The organism is Massilia phyllostachyos (assembly GCF_021044825.1).
GTDB lineage: Bacteria > Pseudomonadota > Gammaproteobacteria > Burkholderiales > Burkholderiaceae_D > Telluria > Telluria phyllostachyos.
Genome location: NZ_JAJNOC010000001.1, coordinates 1,047,424 through 1,067,120 on the forward strand (window position 1 = coordinate 1,047,424; position 19,697 = coordinate 1,067,120).

At 66.0% G+C, this 19,697-nt stretch carries 13 protein-coding genes; 7 read left to right on the forward strand and 6 right to left on the reverse strand.

From position 1 onward, the window contains the following. Window positions 1-15 precede the first annotated feature (15 nt). Window positions 16-1,287: a YeaH/YhbH family protein gene (locus LQ564_RS04545; RefSeq protein ID WP_231056879.1), complete on the reverse strand. Its 1,272-nt coding sequence runs from the start codon at window positions 1,285-1,287 to the stop codon at window positions 16-18. Window positions 1,288-1,445: 158 nt separating this feature from the next. Continuing rightward, window positions 1,446-3,368 carry a PrkA family serine protein kinase gene (locus LQ564_RS04550; protein ID WP_231056880.1) on the reverse strand — a complete coding sequence of 641 codons (1,923 nt, stop codon included), beginning with the start codon at window positions 3,366-3,368 and terminating at the stop codon, window positions 1,446-1,448. Between the two features lie 641 nt (window positions 3,369-4,009). On the opposite strand from LQ564_RS04550, the gene LQ564_RS04555 reads away from it, so the two are divergent. The 4 genes from LQ564_RS04555 to LQ564_RS04570 all read left to right on the forward strand — a co-directional run bounded on the left by LQ564_RS04555 (window position 4,010) and on the right by LQ564_RS04570 (window position 9,374). Further along, window positions 4,010-5,023: an adenosine deaminase gene (locus LQ564_RS04555; RefSeq protein ID WP_231056881.1), complete on the forward strand. Its 1,014-nt coding sequence runs from the start codon at window positions 4,010-4,012 to the stop codon at window positions 5,021-5,023. 15 nt (window positions 5,024-5,038) lie between these two features. After that, window positions 5,039-7,582 carry an ABC transporter permease gene (locus tag LQ564_RS04560; protein ID WP_231056882.1) on the forward strand — a complete coding sequence of 848 codons (2,544 nt, stop codon included), beginning with the start codon at window positions 5,039-5,041 and terminating at the stop codon, window positions 7,580-7,582. A 64-nt stretch (window positions 7,583-7,646) separates the two neighbouring features. Beyond that, on the forward strand, window positions 7,647-8,057 hold the full coding sequence (locus LQ564_RS04565; protein ID WP_231056883.1) for a group II truncated hemoglobin: 411 nt from the start codon (window positions 7,647-7,649) through the stop codon (window positions 8,055-8,057). A gap of 3 nt (window positions 8,058-8,060) precedes the next feature. Continuing rightward, window positions 8,061-9,374: a DNA recombination protein RmuC gene (locus LQ564_RS04570; protein ID WP_231056884.1), complete on the forward strand. Its 1,314-nt coding sequence runs from the start codon at window positions 8,061-8,063 to the stop codon at window positions 9,372-9,374. 215 nt (window positions 9,375-9,589) lie between these two features. Here the strand turns inward: LQ564_RS04570 and moeA are convergent, their stop codons facing one another. From moeA to LQ564_RS04590, 4 genes are all read right to left on the reverse strand, one after another. Beyond that, window positions 9,590-11,461: a molybdopterin molybdotransferase MoeA gene (gene moeA, locus LQ564_RS04575; RefSeq protein ID WP_231056885.1), complete on the reverse strand. Its 1,872-nt coding sequence runs from the start codon at window positions 11,459-11,461 to the stop codon at window positions 9,590-9,592. A 6-nt stretch (window positions 11,462-11,467) separates the two neighbouring features. Next, entirely contained in the window at window positions 11,468-12,577 is a 1,110-nt protein-coding gene (gene moaA, locus LQ564_RS04580) for a GTP 3',8-cyclase MoaA (RefSeq protein ID WP_272492078.1), read from the reverse strand. Beyond that, complete coding sequence (gene chrA / locus LQ564_RS04585) at window positions 12,570-13,880, reverse strand: chromate efflux transporter (protein ID WP_231056886.1); 1,311 nt, start codon at window positions 13,878-13,880, stop codon at window positions 12,570-12,572. Before chrA ends, moaA begins: the two co-directional genes overlap by 8 nt. 259 nt (window positions 13,881-14,139) lie before the next feature. Beyond that, entirely contained in the window at window positions 14,140-17,184 is a 3,045-nt protein-coding gene (locus LQ564_RS04590; protein WP_231056887.1) for an Rne/Rng family ribonuclease, read from the reverse strand. Between the two features lie 347 nt (window positions 17,185-17,531). On the opposite strand from LQ564_RS04590, the gene LQ564_RS04595 reads away from it, so the two are divergent. The 3 genes from LQ564_RS04595 to LQ564_RS04605 all read left to right on the forward strand — a co-directional run bounded on the left by LQ564_RS04595 (window position 17,532) and on the right by LQ564_RS04605 (window position 19,697). Further along, a complete protein-coding gene (locus LQ564_RS04595; protein ID WP_231056888.1) occupies window positions 17,532-17,705 on the forward strand; it encodes a hypothetical protein in 174 nt (57 codons plus the stop codon). Between the two features lie 208 nt (window positions 17,706-17,913). Then, window positions 17,914-18,891: an RluA family pseudouridine synthase gene (locus LQ564_RS04600; protein ID WP_231056889.1), complete on the forward strand. Its 978-nt coding sequence runs from the start codon at window positions 17,914-17,916 to the stop codon at window positions 18,889-18,891. Window positions 18,892-19,037: 146 nt separating this feature from the next. Next, complete coding sequence (locus LQ564_RS04605; protein ID WP_231056890.1) at window positions 19,038-19,697, forward strand: HAD-IIIA family hydrolase; 660 nt, start codon at window positions 19,038-19,040, stop codon at window positions 19,695-19,697.

Here is a 19,697-nt window from a genome sequence, read left to right on the forward strand (position 1 = left end):
CCCTTTTCTCGGTCGCTATTTCGGCTGCTTCTTGAACAGCTCGCGGAAGACGGGATAGATGTCGGCCGGCGTCACGATCTTCTGCATCGCGAAGTTCTTGTGGTGGTCGGCCACCTCGCAGTATTGCTCCCACAGGTTCTGCGGCGGGCCGTCGGTAATCTCGACATAGGTGTAGTACTGGACCCGCGGCATGATGGATTGGTTCAGTATCTGCTTGCACAATACCGAGTCGTTGTCCCAGTTGTCGCCGTCCGATGCCTGCGCCACGTAGGCGTTCCAGTCCGCGCTGCCGTAGCGCTCGGCGATCACCTTCTGCAGCAGGTTCAGCGCCGAGGACACCACGGTGCCGCCCGATTCGCGCGAATGGAAGAACTCGTTCTCGTCGACCTCGGCCGCCGCCGTGTGGTGGCGGATGAAGACCACTTCGATCTTTTCGTACACGCGCTTGAGGAAGAGGTAGAGCAGGATGAAGAAGCGCTTGGCGGTGTCCTTGCGGGTCTCGTCCATCGAGCCGGACACGTCCATGATGCAGAACATCACCGCCTGGGTGCTGGGTTTCGGCACCTTGATGCGGTTCGAGTAGCGCAGGTCGAAGGGATCGATGAAGGGAATCGCGTTGAGGCGGATGTGCAGGTGGTGGATCTTGTCCTTGAGTGCGATGACGTCTTCGTCGTCCGCCGGGGCGCCCTCGTCGAACAGGGCCTGCAGCGCTTCCTCCGCCTCCTTGAGCTGGCGCTTGGCCGGGCCGCCGACGGCGATGCGGCGCCCCAGCGCGCCGCGCAGCGAGCGCAGCACGTGGATGTTGGACGGAGTGCCGGACACGTTGTAGCCGGCGCGCTGGTTCTTGAACTCGACGGTCTGCGACAGCTGGGTCTTGACCATGTTTGGCAGCTCGAGGTCTTCGAAGAAATAGTTCATGAACTCTTCGCGCGACAGCTCGAAGATGAAATCGTCCTCGCTGGTCTGGTCGCTGTTGCCGGCGCGTCCGCGCCCTGGCCCGCCGCCGCCGCTGCGCGGGCGGTTGAACTGGTCGCCTTTCTGGTATTCGGTATTGCCGGGATTGACGGTTTCCCAGACGCCGCCGTGGGCGTGGCCGAAGTGGGGCTCGTTCACGTCCTTCACGGGAATCGTGACCTTTTCGCCGTTTTCGATATCGGTAATCGAGCGGCCCTTGATGGCGCGGCCCACCGCGTCCTTGATCTGCGATTTATAACGGCGCAGAAAGCGTTCGCGGTTGACCGCAGACTTGTTCTTGCCCTGCAAGCGACGGTCGATGAGGTAAGTCAAAACATTCCCTCCTGCTCTAATTCGCGGACCGGCAGCCTTCCGGTGCCCCTATCTTAATACGCTGCGTGAATGCGCGTGTGGCGCGCGCGTGCTTGCGGACGCACGGGCCAGAAACAGGGGATGCGCCGTCATCCGGCGCATCCGGCCGCCGCATGTGCCTACGAAGACTTCCGCACGCGCAGATACCATTCGCACAGCAGCCGCACCTGCTTCGGCGTATAGCCCTTCTCGACCATGCGGGCGACGAAGTCGGCGTGCTTGTTGGCATCCTCGGCGCTCGCCTTGGCATTGAAGGAAATCACCGGCAGGAGTTCCTCGGTGTTCGAGAACATCTTCTTCTCGATCACGCTACGGAATTTCTCGTAGCTGGTCCAGGCCGGGTTCTTGCCGGCATTGGTGGCCCGCGCGCGCAGGCTGAAGTTGACGATCTCGTTGCGGAAATCCTTGGGATTCGAGATGCCGGCCGGCTTTTCGATCTTCTCGAGCTCGGCGTTCAGCGATTCGCGGTCGAAGCTCTCGCCGGTGTCGGGGTCGCGGAATTCCTGGTCCTGGATCCAGAAGTCGGCAAAGGTCACGTAGCGGTCGAAGATGTTCTGGCCGTACTCCGAGTAACTTTCCAGGTAGGCAGTCTGGATTTCCTTGCCGATGAAGTCGACATAGCGCTGCGCCAGGTGTTCCTTGATATAGGACATGTAGCGCTGCTCGGTCTCCGGCGGGAACTGCTCGCGTTCGATCTGCTGCTCGAGCACGTAGAGCAGGTGCACCGGATTGGCGGCCACTTCGGTATTGTCGAAGTTGAAGACCTTGGACAGGATCTTGAACGCGAAGCGGGTCGACAGGCCGTTCATGCCTTCGTCCACGCCGGCGTAGTCGACGTACTCGTGCATCGACTTGGCCTTCGGATCGGTGTCCTTCAGGTTCTCGCCGTCGTACACCAGCATCTTCGAATAGATGCTGGAATTCTCCGGGTCCTTCAGGCGCGACAGGATCGCGAACTGCGCCATCATGCGCAGGGTGCCCGGCGCGCAAGGCGCCTTGTCGAGCGAGGAGTTGTACAGCAGCTTGTCGTAGATCTTGATCTCGTCCGACACACGCAGGCAGTAGGGCACCTTGACGATATAGATACGGTCGAGGAAAGCCTCGTTGTTGCGGTTGTTGCGGAAGGTCTTCCACTCCGACTCGTTCGAGTGCGCCAGCACGATGCCCTCGAAGGGGATCGCGCCGAAGCCCTCGGTGCCCTTGTAGTTGCCTTCCTGGGTCGCGGTCAGCAGCGGATGCAGCACCTTGATCGGCGCCTTGAACATCTCGACGAATTCCATCAGGCCCTGGTTTGCGAGGCACAGACCGCCCGAGTAGCTGTAGGCGTCCGGATCGTCCTGGGCATAGTCCTCAAGCTTGCGGATGTCGACCTTGCCGACCAGCGAGGAAATGTCCTGGTTGTTTTCGTCGCCCGGCTCGGTCTTCGAGACCGCGATCTGCTTCAGGATCGAGGGGTAGCGCTTGACCACGCGGAACTTGTTGATGTCGCCGCCGAACTCGTGCAGGCGCTTGACGGCCCAGGGGCTCGGGATGGCGCGCAGGTAGCGGCGCGGGATGCCGTAGTCTTCCTCGAGGATGGTGCCGTCCTCGGCTTCGCTGAACAGGCCCAGCGGGGATTCATTGACCGGAGAGCCCTTGATCGCATAGAAGGGCACGTGTTCCATCAGGCTCTTGAGCTTTTCGGCGATCGAGGACTTGCCGCCGCCGACCGGGCCCAGCAGATAAAGGATCTGCTTGCGCTCTTCCAGGCCTTGCGCCGCGTGGCGGAAGTAGGAGACCACTTGCTCGATCACTTCTTCCATGCCGTAGAACTCGCGGAAGGCCGGATAGACCTTGATCACTTTATTCGCAAAAATACGCGACAGACGCGGGTCGAGGCGGGTGTCGACCAGGGTAGGTTCGCCGATGGCGGCCAGCATGCGTTCCGGCGCGCTGGCGTAGGTCAGGGGATCTTTCTTGCACAGCGCCAGGAACTCCGCCATGGAGTATTCCTCTTCGCGGGTACGCTCGTAGCGGGCTGCGTAGTTATCAAAGATGCTCATTTCGAATGTCCTTTAGTGGGCGGATTCGTAGCGAGTCAGGTGCGGAGCCGCGTGCGAAATCCGTGTGCGAACAATCACTGTCTCGGCAGCCCTTGTGGCGGACTGCCTGAAGCCCCGGCGCTGGTCTGGCGTGCTCCCGGTCGGTCGCCCGCATGCGGCGCCGGGATGGCCGGCGGCGGAAACACGGTGCGATTTTCTTCTTCTAGTCCCGGATGTGCCGGTGGGGCCCGGTCCGGTCTGCCGCAGTTCGAAGAGCGTCTTTTTTTGCGTTGGTGAAATTTATTATGGGCCTATTGGTTGCCGAAGTCAAAGTAGTGCCGTGCGCCCCTTTCATGCATGTCCAAGTGCTTGAATCACATAAGAAAACTGCCTTCTCAAAGCCCGTATCGGCAGCCCGTAAACACAGCTTGCGAGGGCTGTCTGCAAGGACACGGCAGGCGCGATTTTCGTGCCGCTCGAGGCTGCTCGGATAGCAACTTCGTGGTCCGATAGTGCACGATATGCTCAAGCTGTGGCGCACGCATACCGGCCAGGCGATGCCCCATTTCGGCGTGCTTTTCCCTGTGATGCAGAGTGTCCGCGCCCATGCGTTACACTTGTCGGCGACATCACCAACACCGCCTCATTGCGGGAGAAACATCATGCTGAACGAGCAGCTGCGCAGCGTCCTGGAACGCATGCCGAAGGCAGAATTGCACATCCATATCGAGGGCTCTTTGGAGCCTGAGCTGATCTTTGCGCTGGCACAAAGAAACCGCGTATCGCTGCCCTATGACTCCGTCGAGGCGTTGCGCGCCGCCTACGCTTTCACGGACCTGCAATCCTTCCTCGATATCTATTACGCCGGCGCCAGCGTGCTGCTCACCGAGCAGGATTTCCACGACATGACCGCCGCTTACCTAGAGCGCGCGGCCGCGGACAATGTGCGCCACGCCGAGATCTTCTTCGACCCGCAGACCCACACCGCGCGCGGCGTGCCGTTCGAGACCGCCATCAAGGGCATCTGGCGCGCCTGCCAGGAAGGCCCGATCAGCGCGAGCCTGATCATGTGCTTCCTGCGCCACCTGTCCGAGGAAGACGCGCTGGCCACGCTGGAAGCGTCGCTGCCGCACAGGGATAAATTCATCGGCGTGGGCCTGGATTCGTCGGAGGTCGGCCACCCGCCGGAAAAATTCGCGCGCGTGTTCGAGCGCGCCCGCCAGCTCGGCCTGCGCCTGGTCGCGCATGCCGGCGAGGAGGGGCCGCCCGCCTACATCGAAAGCGCGCTCGACGTGCTCAAGGTCGAACGCATCGACCACGGCGTGCGCAGCCTGGAAAGCCCGGCCCTGGTGGAACGCCTGGCGCGCGAGGGCATGGCGCTGACCGTGTGCCCGCTGTCGAACATCAAGCTGCGCGTGTTCGACGTGATGGGGAGCCACAACCTGCGCGAGCTGCTCGACCGGGGCCTGGCCGCCACCGTGAATTCGGACGACCCGGCCTATTTCGGCGGCTACATGAACGATAACTTCATCGCCGCCTTCGAGGCGCTGCCGCTGGATGTCACGCACGCGCGCCAGCTGGCGCGCAACAGCTTCACCGCCTCCTTCCTCGACCCGGAGCGCAAGCGCGCCTACCTGGCCGAGGTCGATGCATTCTTCGCCAACGCCAATCACTGAATACGAAGGATCCGCATGTTCCTCCAGTCCCTCCGCATGACCGCGCGCGACTGGCGCGCCGGCGAATTGCGCTTCCTGCTGGTCGCCCTGATCGTGGCCGTGTCGGCCCTGGCATCAAGCGGCTTCTTCATCGACCGCATGCGCGCGGGCCTGGAGCGCGACGCGCACCAGCTGCTGGGCGCCGACCTCCTTGTGAATGGCGACGACCCGATGCCGGAGCGCTGGCGCGAGGAGGCGCGCCGGCGCGGCCTGGTGGTGGCCGATTTCGTCTCCTTCCAGAGCATGGCGCAGGCGGGGGAGGGCGAGGATACCCAGGCCAAGCTGGCGGCCGTGAAGGCGGTCTCGAACGGCTACCCGCTGCGCGGCCAGCTCACCATCACCACCGACCCGGTTGCCGCCAGCCGCGCGCTCGGCACGAAGACCACGAGCACCCCGGAACCGGGCACCGTCTGGGTCGACGCCAACCTGCTGCCGGCCCTGCGCACGCAGGTGGGCGGCAGCATCCAGCTCGGCGAAACCACGTTCCGCATCGCCCAGCTGATCGCGGCCGAACCGGACAAGGGGGCATCCTTCGCCAACTTCGCGCCGCGCGTGATGCTGTCGCTGCAGGACCTGCCGGGAACGAAACTGGTCGACGCCTTCTCTCGCGTGGCCTACCGCCTGCAGGTGGCGTCCAGCTCCCGGAACGACCTGGCCGGCGTGCAGGCCTTCGAACAGTGGCTGCGTAACGACATCAAGACCAACAATGTGCGCGGCGTGCGCATCGAGACCCTGGAAAACGGCCGCCCCGAGATGCGCGCCACGCTCGACCGCGCCGACAGCTTCCTGTCCCTGGTCGGCCTCCTGTCGGCCATGCTGGCGGCGGTCGCGGTGGCGATGGCCGCGCGCCGCTTCATGCAGCGCCACCTGGACGCCTGCGCCATGCTGCGTTGCCTCGGCATGACCCAGAACCAGGTCGGCGCCATGTACCTGATCGAATTCACCATCGTCGGGCTGGCGGGCAGCCTGCTCGGCGTGCTGGTCGGCTTCGGCGCCCATTTCATCCTGCTCGAACTGGTCAAGAGCCTGCTGCCGCCGGACCTGCCGCCGGTCTCGCTCCTGCCGGCCCTGCAGGGCGTGGCGACCGGGATGCTGCTGCTGGTCGGCTTCGCGCTGCCGCCGGTGCTCCAACTGCGCAACGTGCCGCACAACCGCGTGATCCGGCGCGAAGCCGCGGCGCCGCAGCCGCTGGCGCTGGCCACTTACGGCCTCGGCATCGGCGTGTTCCTGGCGCTCTTGCTGTGGCAGGCCGGGGACACGAAGATCGCCCTGATGACGGCCGGCGGCTTCCTCGGCGGCCTGGGCCTGTTCGCGCTGGTTGCATGGCTCGGCCTGCGCGCGCTGCGCCACCTGCGCGGCCTGTTCAAGCACCAGTCCTGGCGCTTCGCCATCACCTCGCTGCAGCGCCGCCCCGGCGCCACCGTGGTGCAGGTGGTGTCGCTGTCGCTCGGTCTGATGGCGCTCCTGATCCTCACCGTGGTGCGCGGCGACCTGATGTCGGCCTGGCGCACGGCGACCCCGCCGGACGCGCCGAACCGCTTCATCATCAACATCCAGCCGGAGCAGGCGGCGGGCGTCGAGCAGCAGCTGCGCGGGGCCGGCGTGAACAAACCGGTGCTGTACCCGATGATCCGCGGCCGCCTCACCGCCGTGAACGGCAAGCCGGTCACGCGCGACACCTACCAGGACGGCGACGCGCGCCGCCTGGCCGAGCGCGAATTCAACCTGTCGACCACGGCGAACCTGCCGGAGACGAACGAGATCATCGCCGGCAGCTGGTACAAGGACGGCCCCGGCGTGGCCGAGGCCTCGGTCGAGCAGAGCCTGGCCGCGCGCCTGGGCTTGAAGCTGGGCGACACGATGCGCTTCGACATGGGCGGCATCCCGGTCGAGGCGAAGATCACCAGCCTGCGCAAGCTGGAATGGGGCTCGATGCGCGCCAACTTCTTCGTCATCATCAATCCGCAAGCGATGGTGAATGCGCCGAAGAGTTATATGACGGCCTTCCACCTGCCGGGCGGCGCGCAGGCCGGCCCGAACGACCTGACCAATACCCTGAGCCGCAACTACCCGAACCTGAGCGTGATCGACGTCTCCGGCATCATCCGCCAGCTGCAGGACGTGCTGGACCAGGTGGTGGTGGCGGTCGAATTCCTGTTCACCTTCACCCTGGCCTCGGGCGTGCTGGTGCTGTATGCGGCGCTGATGGGGTCGCAGTCCGAGCGCACCCGCGAGGCCGGCCTGCTGCGCGCCCTCGGCGCCACCAAAGGGCAACTGGCGCAGGCGCAGCGCATCGAGTTCCTGCTGGTGGGCGGCCTGTCCGGCATGCTGGCCGCGAGCGGCGCCGCGGCGATGGGCTGGGCGCTGGCCGAGTATGCGTTCAAGTTCGCCTGGCGCTTCGAGCCGCAGGTGTGGCTGGCGGGCGTGGCGGTCGGCGCCGTGTGCGCGCTGATCGGCGGCTGGCTGGGACTGCGCAGCGTGCTGCGCCAGCCGCCGCTGCAGACCCTGCGCGAAGCCTGAGCGGGATTGCAACAAGCGCAGCCGGGGCTGTCATTCGACGCCCCGGCTGCGCTATCATGCAGGCATGTCTGAATCCGAATCGAACACCCCCGAAGCACGAACGCTGTACGAGATCATGGGCGGCGAAGCGCGCCTGCGCGAACTGGTCGACCGCTTCTACGACCTGATGCAGCTCGAGCCCGAATTCGCCGGGATCCACGCGATGCACCCGGTCCCCAACGACAGCTCGCGCGAAAAACTCTTCATGTTCCTGTCCGGCTGGATGGGCGGGCCCGACCTCTTCGTCGAACGCTACGGCCACCCGCGCCTGCGCGCGCGCCACTTGCCGTTCGCGATCGGCACCAAGGAGCGCGACCAGTGGCTGCGCGCCATGGCGTGGGCGATGGAAGACCTGGGCTACGACGACGCGCTGCGCGTGCGCCTGATGCAGGCCTTCTTCAATACCGCCGACTGGATGCGGAACAAGGCGGATTAAGCGATGAACATCGTCGAGATCCTGCTGCTGGTGGCGGTGCTGGTCGTGATCGCCCTGCAGTTCCTGCTGTTGACCCGGGCCCGCGCAAACGGCGACGGCCAGCACATCGAACGCCTGGAGCGCGAACTGCGCCTCGAGATGCAATCGACCGCCCAGGCCACGCGCCAGGAAGTGGCGGGGCATATGGGCCAGTACCACGCGGCTTCGGTGCAGCAGTTCGACAGCATGCGCCAGCAGATGCAGCTGCAATCGAGCAGCGGCCGCGAGGAGCAGGCGCGTTCGCTGAAGCGCTTCGCCGACACCTTGCAGCTGACGCTGTCGAACCTGACCGAATCGAACGCCCAGCGCATGCTCGAGGTGCGCGGCACGCTCGAGACCAAAATCCGCGACCTGCAGGCCGATAATGCGAAACGCCTGGAAGAGATGCGCCAGACGGTCGACGAGAAGCTGCACGCGACGCTGGAGACGCGCCTGACGGAATCGTTCCGCCAGGTTAGCGAGCGCCTGGAAAAGGTGCACCAGGGCCTGGGCGAAATGCAGGCGCTGGCCATCGGCGTGGGCGACCTGAAGCGCGTGCTCACCAACGTCAAGACCCGCGGCACCTGGGGCGAAGTGCAGCTCGAGATGCTGCTCGAGCAGGTGCTGACGGTCGATCAATACGCGAAGAACGTCGAGACCGTGGCCGGGTCGAATGCGCGCGTCGAATTCGCGATCAAGCTGCCGGGCGTTGTCGATGGCGGCCCGCCCCTGTGGCTGCCGATCGACGCCAAGTTCCCGAAAGAGCAGTACGAGCGCCTGCTGGAAGCGGCCGAGACGGCCGACGCCGAGGGTGTCACGCGCGCAGGCAACGAACTGGAACGCGCGGTGCGCGGCGAGGCCAAGACGATCTGCGAAAAGTACGTGTCGCCGCCGCAGACCACCGACTTCGCGATCCTGTTCCTGCCGACCGAGGGCCTGTACGCGGAAGTGATGCGCCGCCCGGGCCTGGCCGACGACCTGCAGCGCAGCCTGCGCGTGACCATCGCCGGCCCCTCGACCCTGAGCGCGCTGCTCAACAGCCTGCAGATGGGCTTCCGCACCCTGGCGCTGGAAAAGCGCTCGTCCGAGGTGTGGCAGGTGCTGGGCGCGGTGAAGACCGAGTTCACCAAGTTCGGCGACGTGCTGGCCGCGACCAAGACGACGCTGGAGAGGGCGGCCAAGAATATCGAAAGCGCCGAGGTGCGCAGCCGGGTGATGGCGAAGAAACTGAAATCGGTCGAAGCATTGCCGAGCGAAGCGGCGCAGTTATTGTTGGGATCGGAACAGCCGGATCCGTAGAGGGTGTGAAAAAACGGCGATGGCAAGGCGCCGAGTCGAAGACAGTACACTCGTACGGCGAGACGAGGCAACGTAGCCATGGACGAATTTTTCACACACTCGCAGGGTGGGCGCTCCCGCGCCCGCGCGTTCAACGCCCCTCAGATCCGTCACACATTCATCGCTTGTTCGGCAGCGCAACGATGGTTGAACGCGTGGGCGGAGGACCGCCCACCCTACATCAAACCCTCGAATACCAGCACATCCACGGCGTCGCCGGCGGCGACGTTCCCCTGCTCGTCATGCAGCACCACCATGCAGTTCGCCTCCGACATCGAGCGCAGGATGCCCGAGCCTTGCGAGCCGGTGATGCGCACCTCCGGCTCACCGTCCGCGCCGCGCGTGAGGATGCCGCGCTGGTACTCGGTGCGGCCGGGTTTCTTGCGGATCGCCCCTGACGAGCGCGCGCGCAGCAGCGGCAGCGGCGCTTCCGCCCCCATCATGCGCAGCAGCGCCTCGCGCGCGAAGAAGTAGAACGACACCATCACCGCCACCGGATTGCCGGGCAGGCCGAACAGGAAAGCGCTGCGGCCGTTCGACTGGATGCGCCCGAACGCCAGCGGACGCCCGGGACGCATGCCGATCTTCCAGAAGGTGACGTCGCCCAGCTTGGCCATGATCTGCCTGGTGTAGTCGGCCGCGCCGACCGACACCCCGCCCGAGGTGATGATGGCGTCGGCGTTCTCGCAGGCGCTCCTCAAGGCCGCTTCCAGCGCGGCCGGATCGTCGCGCACCACGCCCATGTCGACGATGTCGCAGCCCAGGCGCTGCAGCATGCCGTAGATCGTGTAGCGGTTGCTGTCGTAGACGCAGCCTTCGCCGAGCGGTTCGCCAACCGAGCGCAGCTCGTCGCCGGTCGAGAAGAAGGCGACGCGCAGGCGGCGCTGGACCGCGACTTCTGGCACGCCGAGCGAGGCCAGCATGCCGAGGTCGGGCGGGCGCACCACGCGTCCCTTCGACAGGGCCGGGCTGCCGGCCTTCAGGTCTTCGCCTGCGAAGCGGCGGTTGTCGCCCGGCCGGATCACGCCGGCGGAAAGCTCGATCGTGTCGCCGTCCTGGCGCACGAATTCCTGCGGCGCGACGCTGTCGCAGCCTTCCGGCATGACGCCGCCCGTCATGATGCGCACGCATTCGCCGGCCGCCGGGACCATTCCCGAGGCATTGCCGGCGAAGGTGGTGCCGATCACGCGCAGGGTCACCGGCGCATCGCTACGCAGGTCGCTGCCGCGCAGCGCGAAGCCATCCATCGCCGAGTTGTCGTGGGACGGCACGTCGATCGGCGACACCACGTCCTGCGCCAGCACGCGGCCGAGCGCGGCGCGCAGCGCGACCTTTTCCACCGCGCTCACAGGCTGCACGAAGTCGCGGATGATGCGCTGGGCGTCGCGCACCGGCAGGGCGTCCGGATCGTAGCTCGACAGGCAGCTCGTCACGCTCGCCAGCGAGGGCGCAAGCATGTTGTCCAGCCCCTTCAGTTCGTCCAGCGTATTGATGTTGCGGAAGGCGTCCGCATCCTCGAACAGCACCTCGACCGCCTTCAGATCCTTGTACCAGCCGTCCACGCGACGCCCGCCCTCGAGCAGGTACTGCGACAGCTCCGGCAGCCGGCTTGCCTTCACCAGGCAGAACACCGGATGCGCTTGCGCGCGCATGCCCGGCTCCTGCGTCGCCGCGTACGCCAGGTCGGCATCCTCGGCTTCGACGGCGGCGGCCAGGCGCTGCGCCAGGTCGGGCGGCAGAAAGGGCGAATCGCAGGGCGCCGCCAGCAGCCAGGGTGTGGTGCAGTGGCGCAGGCCCGCCTGCAGCCCGGCCAGCGGCCCGGCAAAGTCCGCCGTCTGGTCCGGCCACACCGGCACGCCGAAGGCGCGCCAATCTTCCAGATTGCGGTTGGCGTTGATGATGATGCTGTCGACCTGCGGCGCCAGGCGCTCCAGCACGTGCTGGGCCATCGTGGTGCCGCGGAAGGGCTGGAGCCCTTTGTCGACATTGCCCATGCGCGAGCCGCGGCCGCCCGCCAGGATCAGTCCCGTGATCAGATGCTTGTCCATGATGTTCTACCCGCCGATGTACGACATTTCGACTTTCTTCGCGCCGCGCACCGGGCCTGAGGATTCGACTGTGCGGGTCTCCGAATAGCGGTCGGTACGGCCGCGCCACAGCTGGGCCACCGCGCCCGAGAGCTCCGCATCCGTGCGGCCGGCGCGCAGCAGGGCGCGCAGGTCGTGGCCGCGGGTCGCGAACAGGCAGGTATAGAGCTTGCCCTCGGTGGACAGGCGCAGGCGCGAGCAGTCGTGGCAGAAGGCCTGGGTGACGCTGGAAATGAAGCCGACCTCGCCGCCGCCGTCGAGGTAGCGCCAGCGCGCGGCGGTTTCGCCGATGTAGTTGGCGTCGACGGGGACGAGCGGCAGCTGTTCCGAGATGCGGCGCACCAGTTCGGCCGAGGGAATGACCTCGTCCATGTTCCAGCCATTCGAGGCGCCCACGTCCATGTACTCGATGAAGCGCAGGATGAAGGGCGAGCCCTTGAAGTGGCGCGCCATCGGCAGGACCTGGTCCTCGTTGGTGCCGCGCTTGACCACCATATTGACCTTGATCGGGCCGAGGCCGGCCGCATGCGCCGCGTCCAGCCCGTGCAGCACGTCGGCTACCGCGAAGTCGACGTCGTTCATGCGCCGGAACACGCCATCGTCCAGCGCGTCGAGCGAGACCGTGACGCGGTCCAGGCCCGCGTCCCGTAAAGCAGCGGCCTTGCGCGCCAGCAGCGAGCCGTTGGTGGTCAGGGTGATGTCGAGCGGCCGCCCGCTCGGGGTGCCGAGGCTGCGCAGCATGCCGACCAGGCGCTCCAGGTTCTTGCGCAGCAGCGGCTCGCCGCCGGTCAGGCGGATCTTTTCGACACCGTGGGCGATGAAGATGCGCGCCACCCGGGTGATCTCCTCGAACGAGAGCAGCTCGCCGTGCGGCAGGTAGGCGTAGTCCTTGTCGAACACTTCCTTCGGCATGCAATACACACAGCGGAAGTTGCAGCGGTCGGTGACCGAGATGCGCAGGTCGTGCAGCGGCCGGCCGAGGGCGTCGGCCAGCCGTCCGTTCGGCGCTTCGAGCACCGCCGGCACCGCCATCGTCGGCGAGCGCAGGTCATTGATTGGAATGATTTTCTCAAGCATGCCAGTACGATAGCACGAGCCCCGCCAGCGCACAGGCTCCGATCAGGCGGATCGGCCCGACCCGGAAGCGCAGCAGGGCGACGGCGGCCGCCGCACCGATGGCGAGCGCGCCCGGCTGGAGCTGGCCGCCGGCAAAGAACACGTGCTGGCCGAAGAACAGCGCCAGGCTGGCGATCACGCCGACCACCGCCGCCGAGATCGCGGTCAAGGGGGCGGTCAGGCGCACATTGCCGCGCCCGGATTCGACCAGCGGCCCGCCGGCCAGGATGAACACGAAGGAAGGCAGGAAGGTGAACAGCGCCGCCACCAGCGCCCCGGCGACGCCGGCCAGCGGCAGGGCGGCGGGGCCGAACAGGGCGTGCGTCCAGCCGCCGACGAAGCCGACGAAGGCGACGATCATGATGAGCGGACCCGGCGTGGTCTCGCCCAGCGCCAGGCCGTCGATCATCTGGGGCGCGCTGAGCCAGCCGTAGTGCTCGACCGCGCCCTGCACGACATAGGGCAGCACGGCGTAGGCGCCGCCGAAGGTCATCAAGGCGGCCTTGGTGAAGAACCAGCCCATGCGCGCCAGCGTGCCGTCGACGCCGTAGACGGCGGCCAACAGGAGCCAGATGGCGAGCGCGAGGCCGATGCCGATGGCGCCGGCGGTGAACAGGCCGCGCAGCGTGAAACGGGCGTGGCCGGGCGTGGGCGTGTCGTCGTCGATCAGGGCGGGGCCATAATCCCGGCGCTCGCCCGGCGCGGCGCCGCCGGGCTGGAAACGGTGCGGCGCCAGCCTGCCGCCGGCCATGCCGATCAGGGCGGCGCCGAGCACGATCAGCGGAAACGGCAGGCCGAGCACGATGGCCAGGAAGGCCAGCGCCGCGACCGCGCACAGCAGCGCATTCCTGAGCGCGCGCCTGCCGATGCGCCAGGCCGCCGCGACCACGATCGCCACCACCGCCGGCTTGATCCCGGCCAGGATGCCGGCCACCACCGGCAGGTGGCCCCAGGTCAGGTAGATCCAGGACAGGCCGATCAGGAGCAGCAGCGAGGGCAGGATGAACAGCAGGCCGGCCAGGATCCCGCCCCAGGTCCGGTGCAGCAGCCAGCCGATGTAGACGGCGAGCTGGGTCGCTTCGGGGCCGGGCAGCAGCATGCAGTAGTTCAGGGCGTGCAGGAAGCGGCCTTCCGAAATCCAGCGGCGCCGCTCGACCAGGTCGGCGTGCATCAGGGCGATCTGGCCGGCGGGGCCGCCGAAGCTGATGAAGCCGAGTTTGAGCCAGTAGAGCAGGGCGGTGCGGAGGGTGACGGTTGGGGGCATGCGGTATCGTAACCCGGCAATGTGTCGGCTTTGTTGGTTGTGCGGCTTCGGTGGGGAAATTGGATCCCGGCCTGCGCCGGGATGACGGTTCTTAGGTTAGGTGAGCAAAACAGCATCAGCTATTAGCCACTTACCTAAAAACCGTCGTACGCCCCATTGGGGCCTACGACTTCCGGCCAATTTTGCTAGAACAGCCACTACAAGAACAAAAAAAGGGAAGCAGAAGCTTCCCTTTTTCACCGCTCAATAAAGAACAGATTTACTGACGCGACTCCACCTGCACCAGCGGCTCGTCCACCGGCGCCTGCACCGGCTTGCGGGCACGGCCCAAACGGGGTGCGGTGCTGGCCTGGGCGGCGGCTTCCTGCGCGGCGCGCAGTTTTTCCGGGTCGGTCGAGGCCAGCTGCAGGCCGGCGTCGGCCAGCACGGCGCTCATGTCGACCGGCGCCGCTGCAGGGGCGGGGGCCGGAGCCGAAGCAGGCGCAGGAGCCGGAGCAGGCGCAGGAGCAGCGGCCGGCGCCGGCGCTTCAACGACCGGAGCCGCGGCGGCAGGCGCCGGTGCAGCCTCGGCAACCGGAGCCGGTGCAGCCTCGGCAACCGGAGCCGGTGCAGCGGCGGCCGCCTTGGCAGCCATCGACGCCGCGGTCGGGAAGACCCACGGACCCGGATCGGTGCTGACGACCAGCGCCGGCGCCGGAACCGGCGCGGCAACCGGCGCCGGGGCGGCGGCGACAGCAGCAGCGGCAGCCTGGGCATCCGCCTCGGCCTTCGCCTTGGCAGCCACCGAAGCGGCGGTCGGGAACGGCCACGGACCCGGTTCGGTCGATGCGGCCTGGCGCTTGGCCTTCGGCGCGGCTTTCGCTTCGGCGGCCACCTTGGCGGCTTCCTCGTCGGCGACCGGGGTAAACGCCGGTGCGCCGTCATTGCCGTCGGCCGATTCGATGCCCTCGGCGCCGTCACGGTCGCGGCGGTTGCGGTTGCGGCCACCGCGGCGGCGGCGGCGGCGCGGCTCGTCGCCGCCTTCCGCGTCGAGTTCCTCGCCGTTCGGGCCGGCAGCGGCGACCTTCACCGCATGCTCCAGCACGTCGCCGTGCGGGGTGGTGGCGGCCAGTTCGTTTTCCGGCACGGTGACAGCCTGGACTTTCACTTCGTCCAGCTTGGCCTCGATCGCCTGCTGGGTGCGCTCGGTACGCTCGCCACGCTCACGCGGCTGGCGCGGTGCGCGTTCCTTGCGTTCGCCTTCGGCACGTTCGGCGCGCGGTGCGGCCGCTGCGCCCTCGATCTGCTCGCGCGCTTCGCGCGGCTGGCGCGGTTCACGCGGCGGACGCGGCTCGCGCGGCGGACGGGCCGGCTTGCCTTCATTGGTCTCGACGGCCTTGACCGTCTCTTCCGACTTGGCGCCGACATCGCGCTCGTCGCGCTCACGCCCGCCCTTGCCGCCGCGGCCATTGCGGTTGCGCTGGCCGCCACGGCCGTTGCGCTCGCCGCGATCGCCGCCCGGCACAGCCGGTTTCTCGGTCACGACCGGGGCCGGCGCCACCGGGGCAGGGGCGACCACCGGGGTGCCCATGAAGAAGTTGCGGATGCGGGCGAAGAAGCCGATCTCGGCCGGGGCCGGAGCGACCGGGGCCGGGGCTGCGCTTGGCGCCGCGGCCTTGACCGGTTTCGCGGTTTCGCTGCGGTCCACCATCGGCGCCGGCTGGGCCGGGGTGATGGTCTTGACCACGGCTTCCTGGCGCGGCTTCTGCTCTTCCTTCTGGCGCTTGGCGAAGCTCATGTCGGTCTCGGCCGACTCCGCCATGGTATAGCTGGCGGCGACGTCTTCCAGGCGCGGGTCGTCGTGCTTGATGCGCTCGAGCTTGTAGTGCGGGGTGTCCAGATGCTTGTTCGGGATCAGGATCACGGTGATGCGGTGGCGGTTCTCGATCTTGAGCACTTCGCCGCGCTTTTCGTTCAGCAGGAAGGCGGCGACGTCGACCGGCACCTGCACGTGGATCGCGGCCGAATTCTCTTTCATGGCCTCTTCCTGGATGATGCGCAGGACTTGCAGGGCCGAGGATTCGGTGTCGCGGATGTGGCCGGTGCCCGAGCAGCGCGGGCAGGTCACGTGGGAGCCTTCCGACAGCGACGGACGCAGGCGCTGGCGCGACAGTTCCATCAGGCCGAAGCGCGAGATCTTGCCCATCTGGACGCGCGCACGGTCATGGTGCAGGGCTTCTTTCAGGCGGGTTTCCACCTCGCGCTGGTTCTTGGCCACTTCCATGTCGATGAAGTCGATCACGATCAGGCCGCCCAGGTCGCGCAGGCGCAGCTGGCGGGCCACTTCGTCGGCCGCTTCGCAGTTGGTGTTGAAGGCGGTCGTTTCGATGTCGGAGCCGCGGGTGGCGCGCGCCGAGTTGACGTCGATCGAGACCAGGGCTTCGGTGTGGTCGATCACGATCGCGCCGCCCGACGGCAGCGGCACGGTGCGCGCGTAGGCGGTCTCGATCTGGTGTTCGATCTGGAAACGCGAGAACAGCGGCACGTCGTCGCTGTAGCGTTTCACGCGGTGCGCCATGTCCGGCATCACGTGCGACATGAACTGCTGGGCCTGGTCGAAGATCTCGTCGGTGTCGATCAGGACTTCGCCGATGTCCGGCTGGAAGTAGTCGCGGATCGCGCGGATGACGAGCGACGATTCCTGGTAGATCAGGAAGGGACCGGCGGCCGACTTGCCGGCGCCTTCGATCGCGCGCCACAGCTGCATCAGGTAGTTCAGGTCCCACTGCAGCTCTTCGACGGTACGGCCGATGCCGGCGGTACGGGCGATCACCGACATGCCTTGCGGCAGGTCGAGCTTGTCCATGGTCTCGCGCAGTTCCTGGCGCTCTTCGCCTTCGACACGGCGCGACACGCCGCCGCCGCGCGGGTTGTTCGGCATCAGGACGAGATAACGGCCGGCCAGCGAAATGAAGGAGGTCAGCGCCGCGCCCTTGTTGCCGCGCTCTTCCTTCTCGACCTGGACCATGATTTCCTGGCCTTCCTTGAGGGCTTCCTTGATGGTGCAGTTACGCACGTCGACGCCATCGCGGAAATAGGACCGGGCAACTTCTTTGAAGGGGAGGAATCCGTGGCGGTCTTCGCCGTAGGAGACGAAGCAGGCTTCGAGGGAGGGTTCGATGCGGGTGATGACACCCTTGTAGATATTCGACTTGCGTTGCTCGCGACCGGCGGTCTCGATGTCGATGTCGATCAGTTTTTGACCGTCGACGATCGCTACGCGCAGCTCCTCTTGCTGCGTAGCGTTGAACAGCATACGTTTCATTTTTATAAACTCCGCGGCCCGTGGGCCGTTTCATGCCGCGCTTGCCAGGCGCGGCGAAAGTACAGGGGATGTACGCGGAAGAGGAATGTTGGAGGGGGGAATGCCCACGCGTGGGCACGACGACGCAAAGCGTCGCTGCCGCACAGGGCGCAGATGGAAGTCGAACGTCATTGTCTACGCACGCCGCGACCAGCGACCGGGCTCTGCCTGCCACCACGTTGGGGTGAACACGACAGGACCCGGCGGGGCGGTGTGCAACAACGTACCAGACCGTCGCCAGCGAACAACCAGGACTTCGAGGCGATCGGTAGCGATCAGCCTTTACTCCAAGCCAACAGGTGAGCTGCATGAAGTCCACGAAAACTCCCACAGGGAATTTTCACGACCTCGTCGGTCAGGCGAAAACGACAAGCGTTATCGACACCATCAACCTGCGAGCCTTTGAAAACGCCGGCTTGCAGGCACTTGTCCTTGTAAATCCAAACAATCCAATCCTGCATTCACGCGCGCAACCCGATTAACAACTGCAGGTGCAACCCTGGTTCGCGCCTGAATGTGCGTACACGTTTTTTCCATCGAATTTGCACGTTGGCGGGGCCGATGGAGCGCGCCCCTGTGTAAAATATCGTTTTAATTCTTACACCAGCAGAGGTTTGACCGCCGCCTGTCGATTATATATTCAAAATGAAGGACTTAGAGAGAATTTCTGGGAAGACAATGCGAACCACGATGCAAAATGATGTTGTTCCCCCTTCATCGCAGCAAGTACTCCAGGCGCAGTTCCTCATCATCGGCGAAGAAGAAGCCGGCCAGCGCATCGATAATTACCTGTTGCGCATCTGCAAAGGCGTTCCCAAGAGCCATGTTTACCGTATCTTGCGGTCGGGCGAGGTGCGGGTCAACAAGGGCCGCATCGACCAGATGTACCGTCTCGCCGAAGGCGACGTGGTGCGGGTGCCGCCGATCCGGATCGCCGAAAAAAGCAGCAGCCAGCAAGCGCCCGGCGCCGAGTTCGCCGTCGTCTTCGAAGACACCCACCTGCTGGTGATCGACAAGCCGGCCGGCGTGGCCGTGCACGGCGGCTCGGGCGTGTCCTACGGCGTGATCGAGCAATTGCGCGCGGCGCGGCCGCAAGCCAAGTTCCTGGAACTGGTGCACCGGCTCGACCGCGAAACGTCCGGGCTGCTGCTCATCGCCAAGAAGCGCTCGGCCCTGACCAACCTGCACGACCAGATGCGCGACGGCGTCACCGACAAGCGCTACCTGACCGCCGTGGTCGGCGACTGGACGAATAAACGCCAGCATGTCAAGCTCCCTTTACATAAGTTCACGACCCCGGACGGCGAGCGCCGCGTGGTGGTGCAGGCCGGCGGCCAGGAAGCGCACACGGTGTTCAACCTGAAACGCAAGTGGCACGACTTCGCCCTGCTGGAAGCCGAGCTCAAGACCGGCCGCACGCACCAGATCCGCGTGCACCTGGCCTCGAGCGGCTTCCCCATCCTCGGTGACGAGAAATACGGCGATTTTGCGCTCAACAAGCAGCTTCAGAAGGCAACTGAAACGCGCGGGGCGCTCAAGCGCATGTTCCTGCACGCCTACCAGATCACCTTCACCCACCCCGACACCGGCCAGCCGCTGACCCTGCGCGCGCCGCTGCCGGCCGAGTGCGACCGATTCTTGGTAAGCTTGGGGCAACCGATCACATAATTACCATGTGAATGCTTTTCGGTAGGGTGGGCGGTCCTCCGCCCACGCGTTCAACCGGCTCATGAATAGACACATCCGCTATTCCAACTCGGTTTGAACGCGTGGGCGAGGGATCGCCCACCCTACATGAACAAATAACGATAACTATGACAAGAAAGCAATTTGACCTGATCGTCTTCGATTGGGACGGCACGCTGATGGACAGCACGGCGACGATCGTCAAGTGCATCCAGTCGGCCGCGCGCGACCTCGGCCTGCCGGTGCCGAGCGACGCTTCGGCCGCCCACGTGATCGGCCTCGGCCTGGCGGAAGCGATGCAGGCCGTGATGCCCGATATCGACCCCGCCCTGTACCCGCGCATGGTCGAGCGCTACCGCTACCACTTCCTGACCAAGGACCACGAGCTGGTGCTGTTCAAGGGTGTTCGCGACATGTTGAGCGATCTTGCGAACGAAGGCTACTTCCTGGCCGTGGCCACCGGCAAGAGCCGGGTGGGCCTGAACCGCGCCCTGAACGCGGCCGGCCTGCTGTCCACGTTCGACGCCACCCGCTGCGCCGACGAAACCTTCTCGAAACCGCACCCGGCCATGCTGCAGGAACTGACCCGCGAGCTGGGCCAGGACTTGAAGCGCACCGTCATGATCGGCGACACCACCCACGACCTGATGATGGCGACCAATGCCGGCGCCGCCGGCATCGCGGTCGAGTTCGGCGCGCATCCGGTGCATCAGTTGCAGGCTTGCCACCCGCTGTTTTCGGCCAGGTCGATTCCCGAGCTGCACGCCTGGCTGCTGGAGAACGCGTAG

What these genes read in the sequence shown, in the direction of transcription:
- LQ564_RS04595 (WP_231056888.1), top strand. Translation starts at nt 17,532, where the DNA reads ATGAAGTCCACGAAAACTCCCACAGGGAATTTTCACGACCTCGTCGGT.
- LQ564_RS04555 (WP_231056881.1), top strand. Translation starts at nt 4,010, where the DNA reads ATGCTGAACGAGCAGCTGCGCAGCGTCCTGGAACGCATGCCGAAGGCA.
- LQ564_RS04605 (WP_231056890.1), top strand. Translation starts at nt 19,038, where the DNA reads ATGACAAGAAAGCAATTTGACCTGATCGTCTTCGATTGGGACGGCACG.
- LQ564_RS04560 (WP_231056882.1), top strand. Translation starts at nt 5,039, where the DNA reads ATGTTCCTCCAGTCCCTCCGCATGACCGCGCGCGACTGGCGCGCCGGC.
- moeA (WP_231056885.1), bottom strand. Translation starts at nt 11,461, where the DNA reads ATGGACAAGCATCTGATCACGGGACTGATCCTGGCGGGCGGCCGCGGC.
- LQ564_RS04565 (WP_231056883.1), top strand. Translation starts at nt 7,647, where the DNA reads ATGTCTGAATCCGAATCGAACACCCCCGAAGCACGAACGCTGTACGAG.
- LQ564_RS04570 (WP_231056884.1), top strand. Translation starts at nt 8,061, where the DNA reads ATGAACATCGTCGAGATCCTGCTGCTGGTGGCGGTGCTGGTCGTGATC.
- LQ564_RS04550 (WP_231056880.1), bottom strand. Translation starts at nt 3,368, where the DNA reads ATGAGCATCTTTGATAACTACGCAGCCCGCTACGAGCGTACCCGCGAA.
- LQ564_RS04590 (WP_231056887.1), bottom strand. Translation starts at nt 17,184, where the DNA reads ATGAAACGTATGCTGTTCAACGCTACGCAGCAAGAGGAGCTGCGCGTA.
- LQ564_RS04600 (WP_231056889.1), top strand. Translation starts at nt 17,914, where the DNA reads ATGCAAAATGATGTTGTTCCCCCTTCATCGCAGCAAGTACTCCAGGCG.
- chrA (WP_231056886.1), bottom strand. Translation starts at nt 13,880, where the DNA reads ATGCCCCCAACCGTCACCCTCCGCACCGCCCTGCTCTACTGGCTCAAA.
- moaA (WP_272492078.1), bottom strand. Translation starts at nt 12,577, where the DNA reads ATGCTTGAGAAAATCATTCCAATCAATGACCTGCGCTCGCCGACGATG.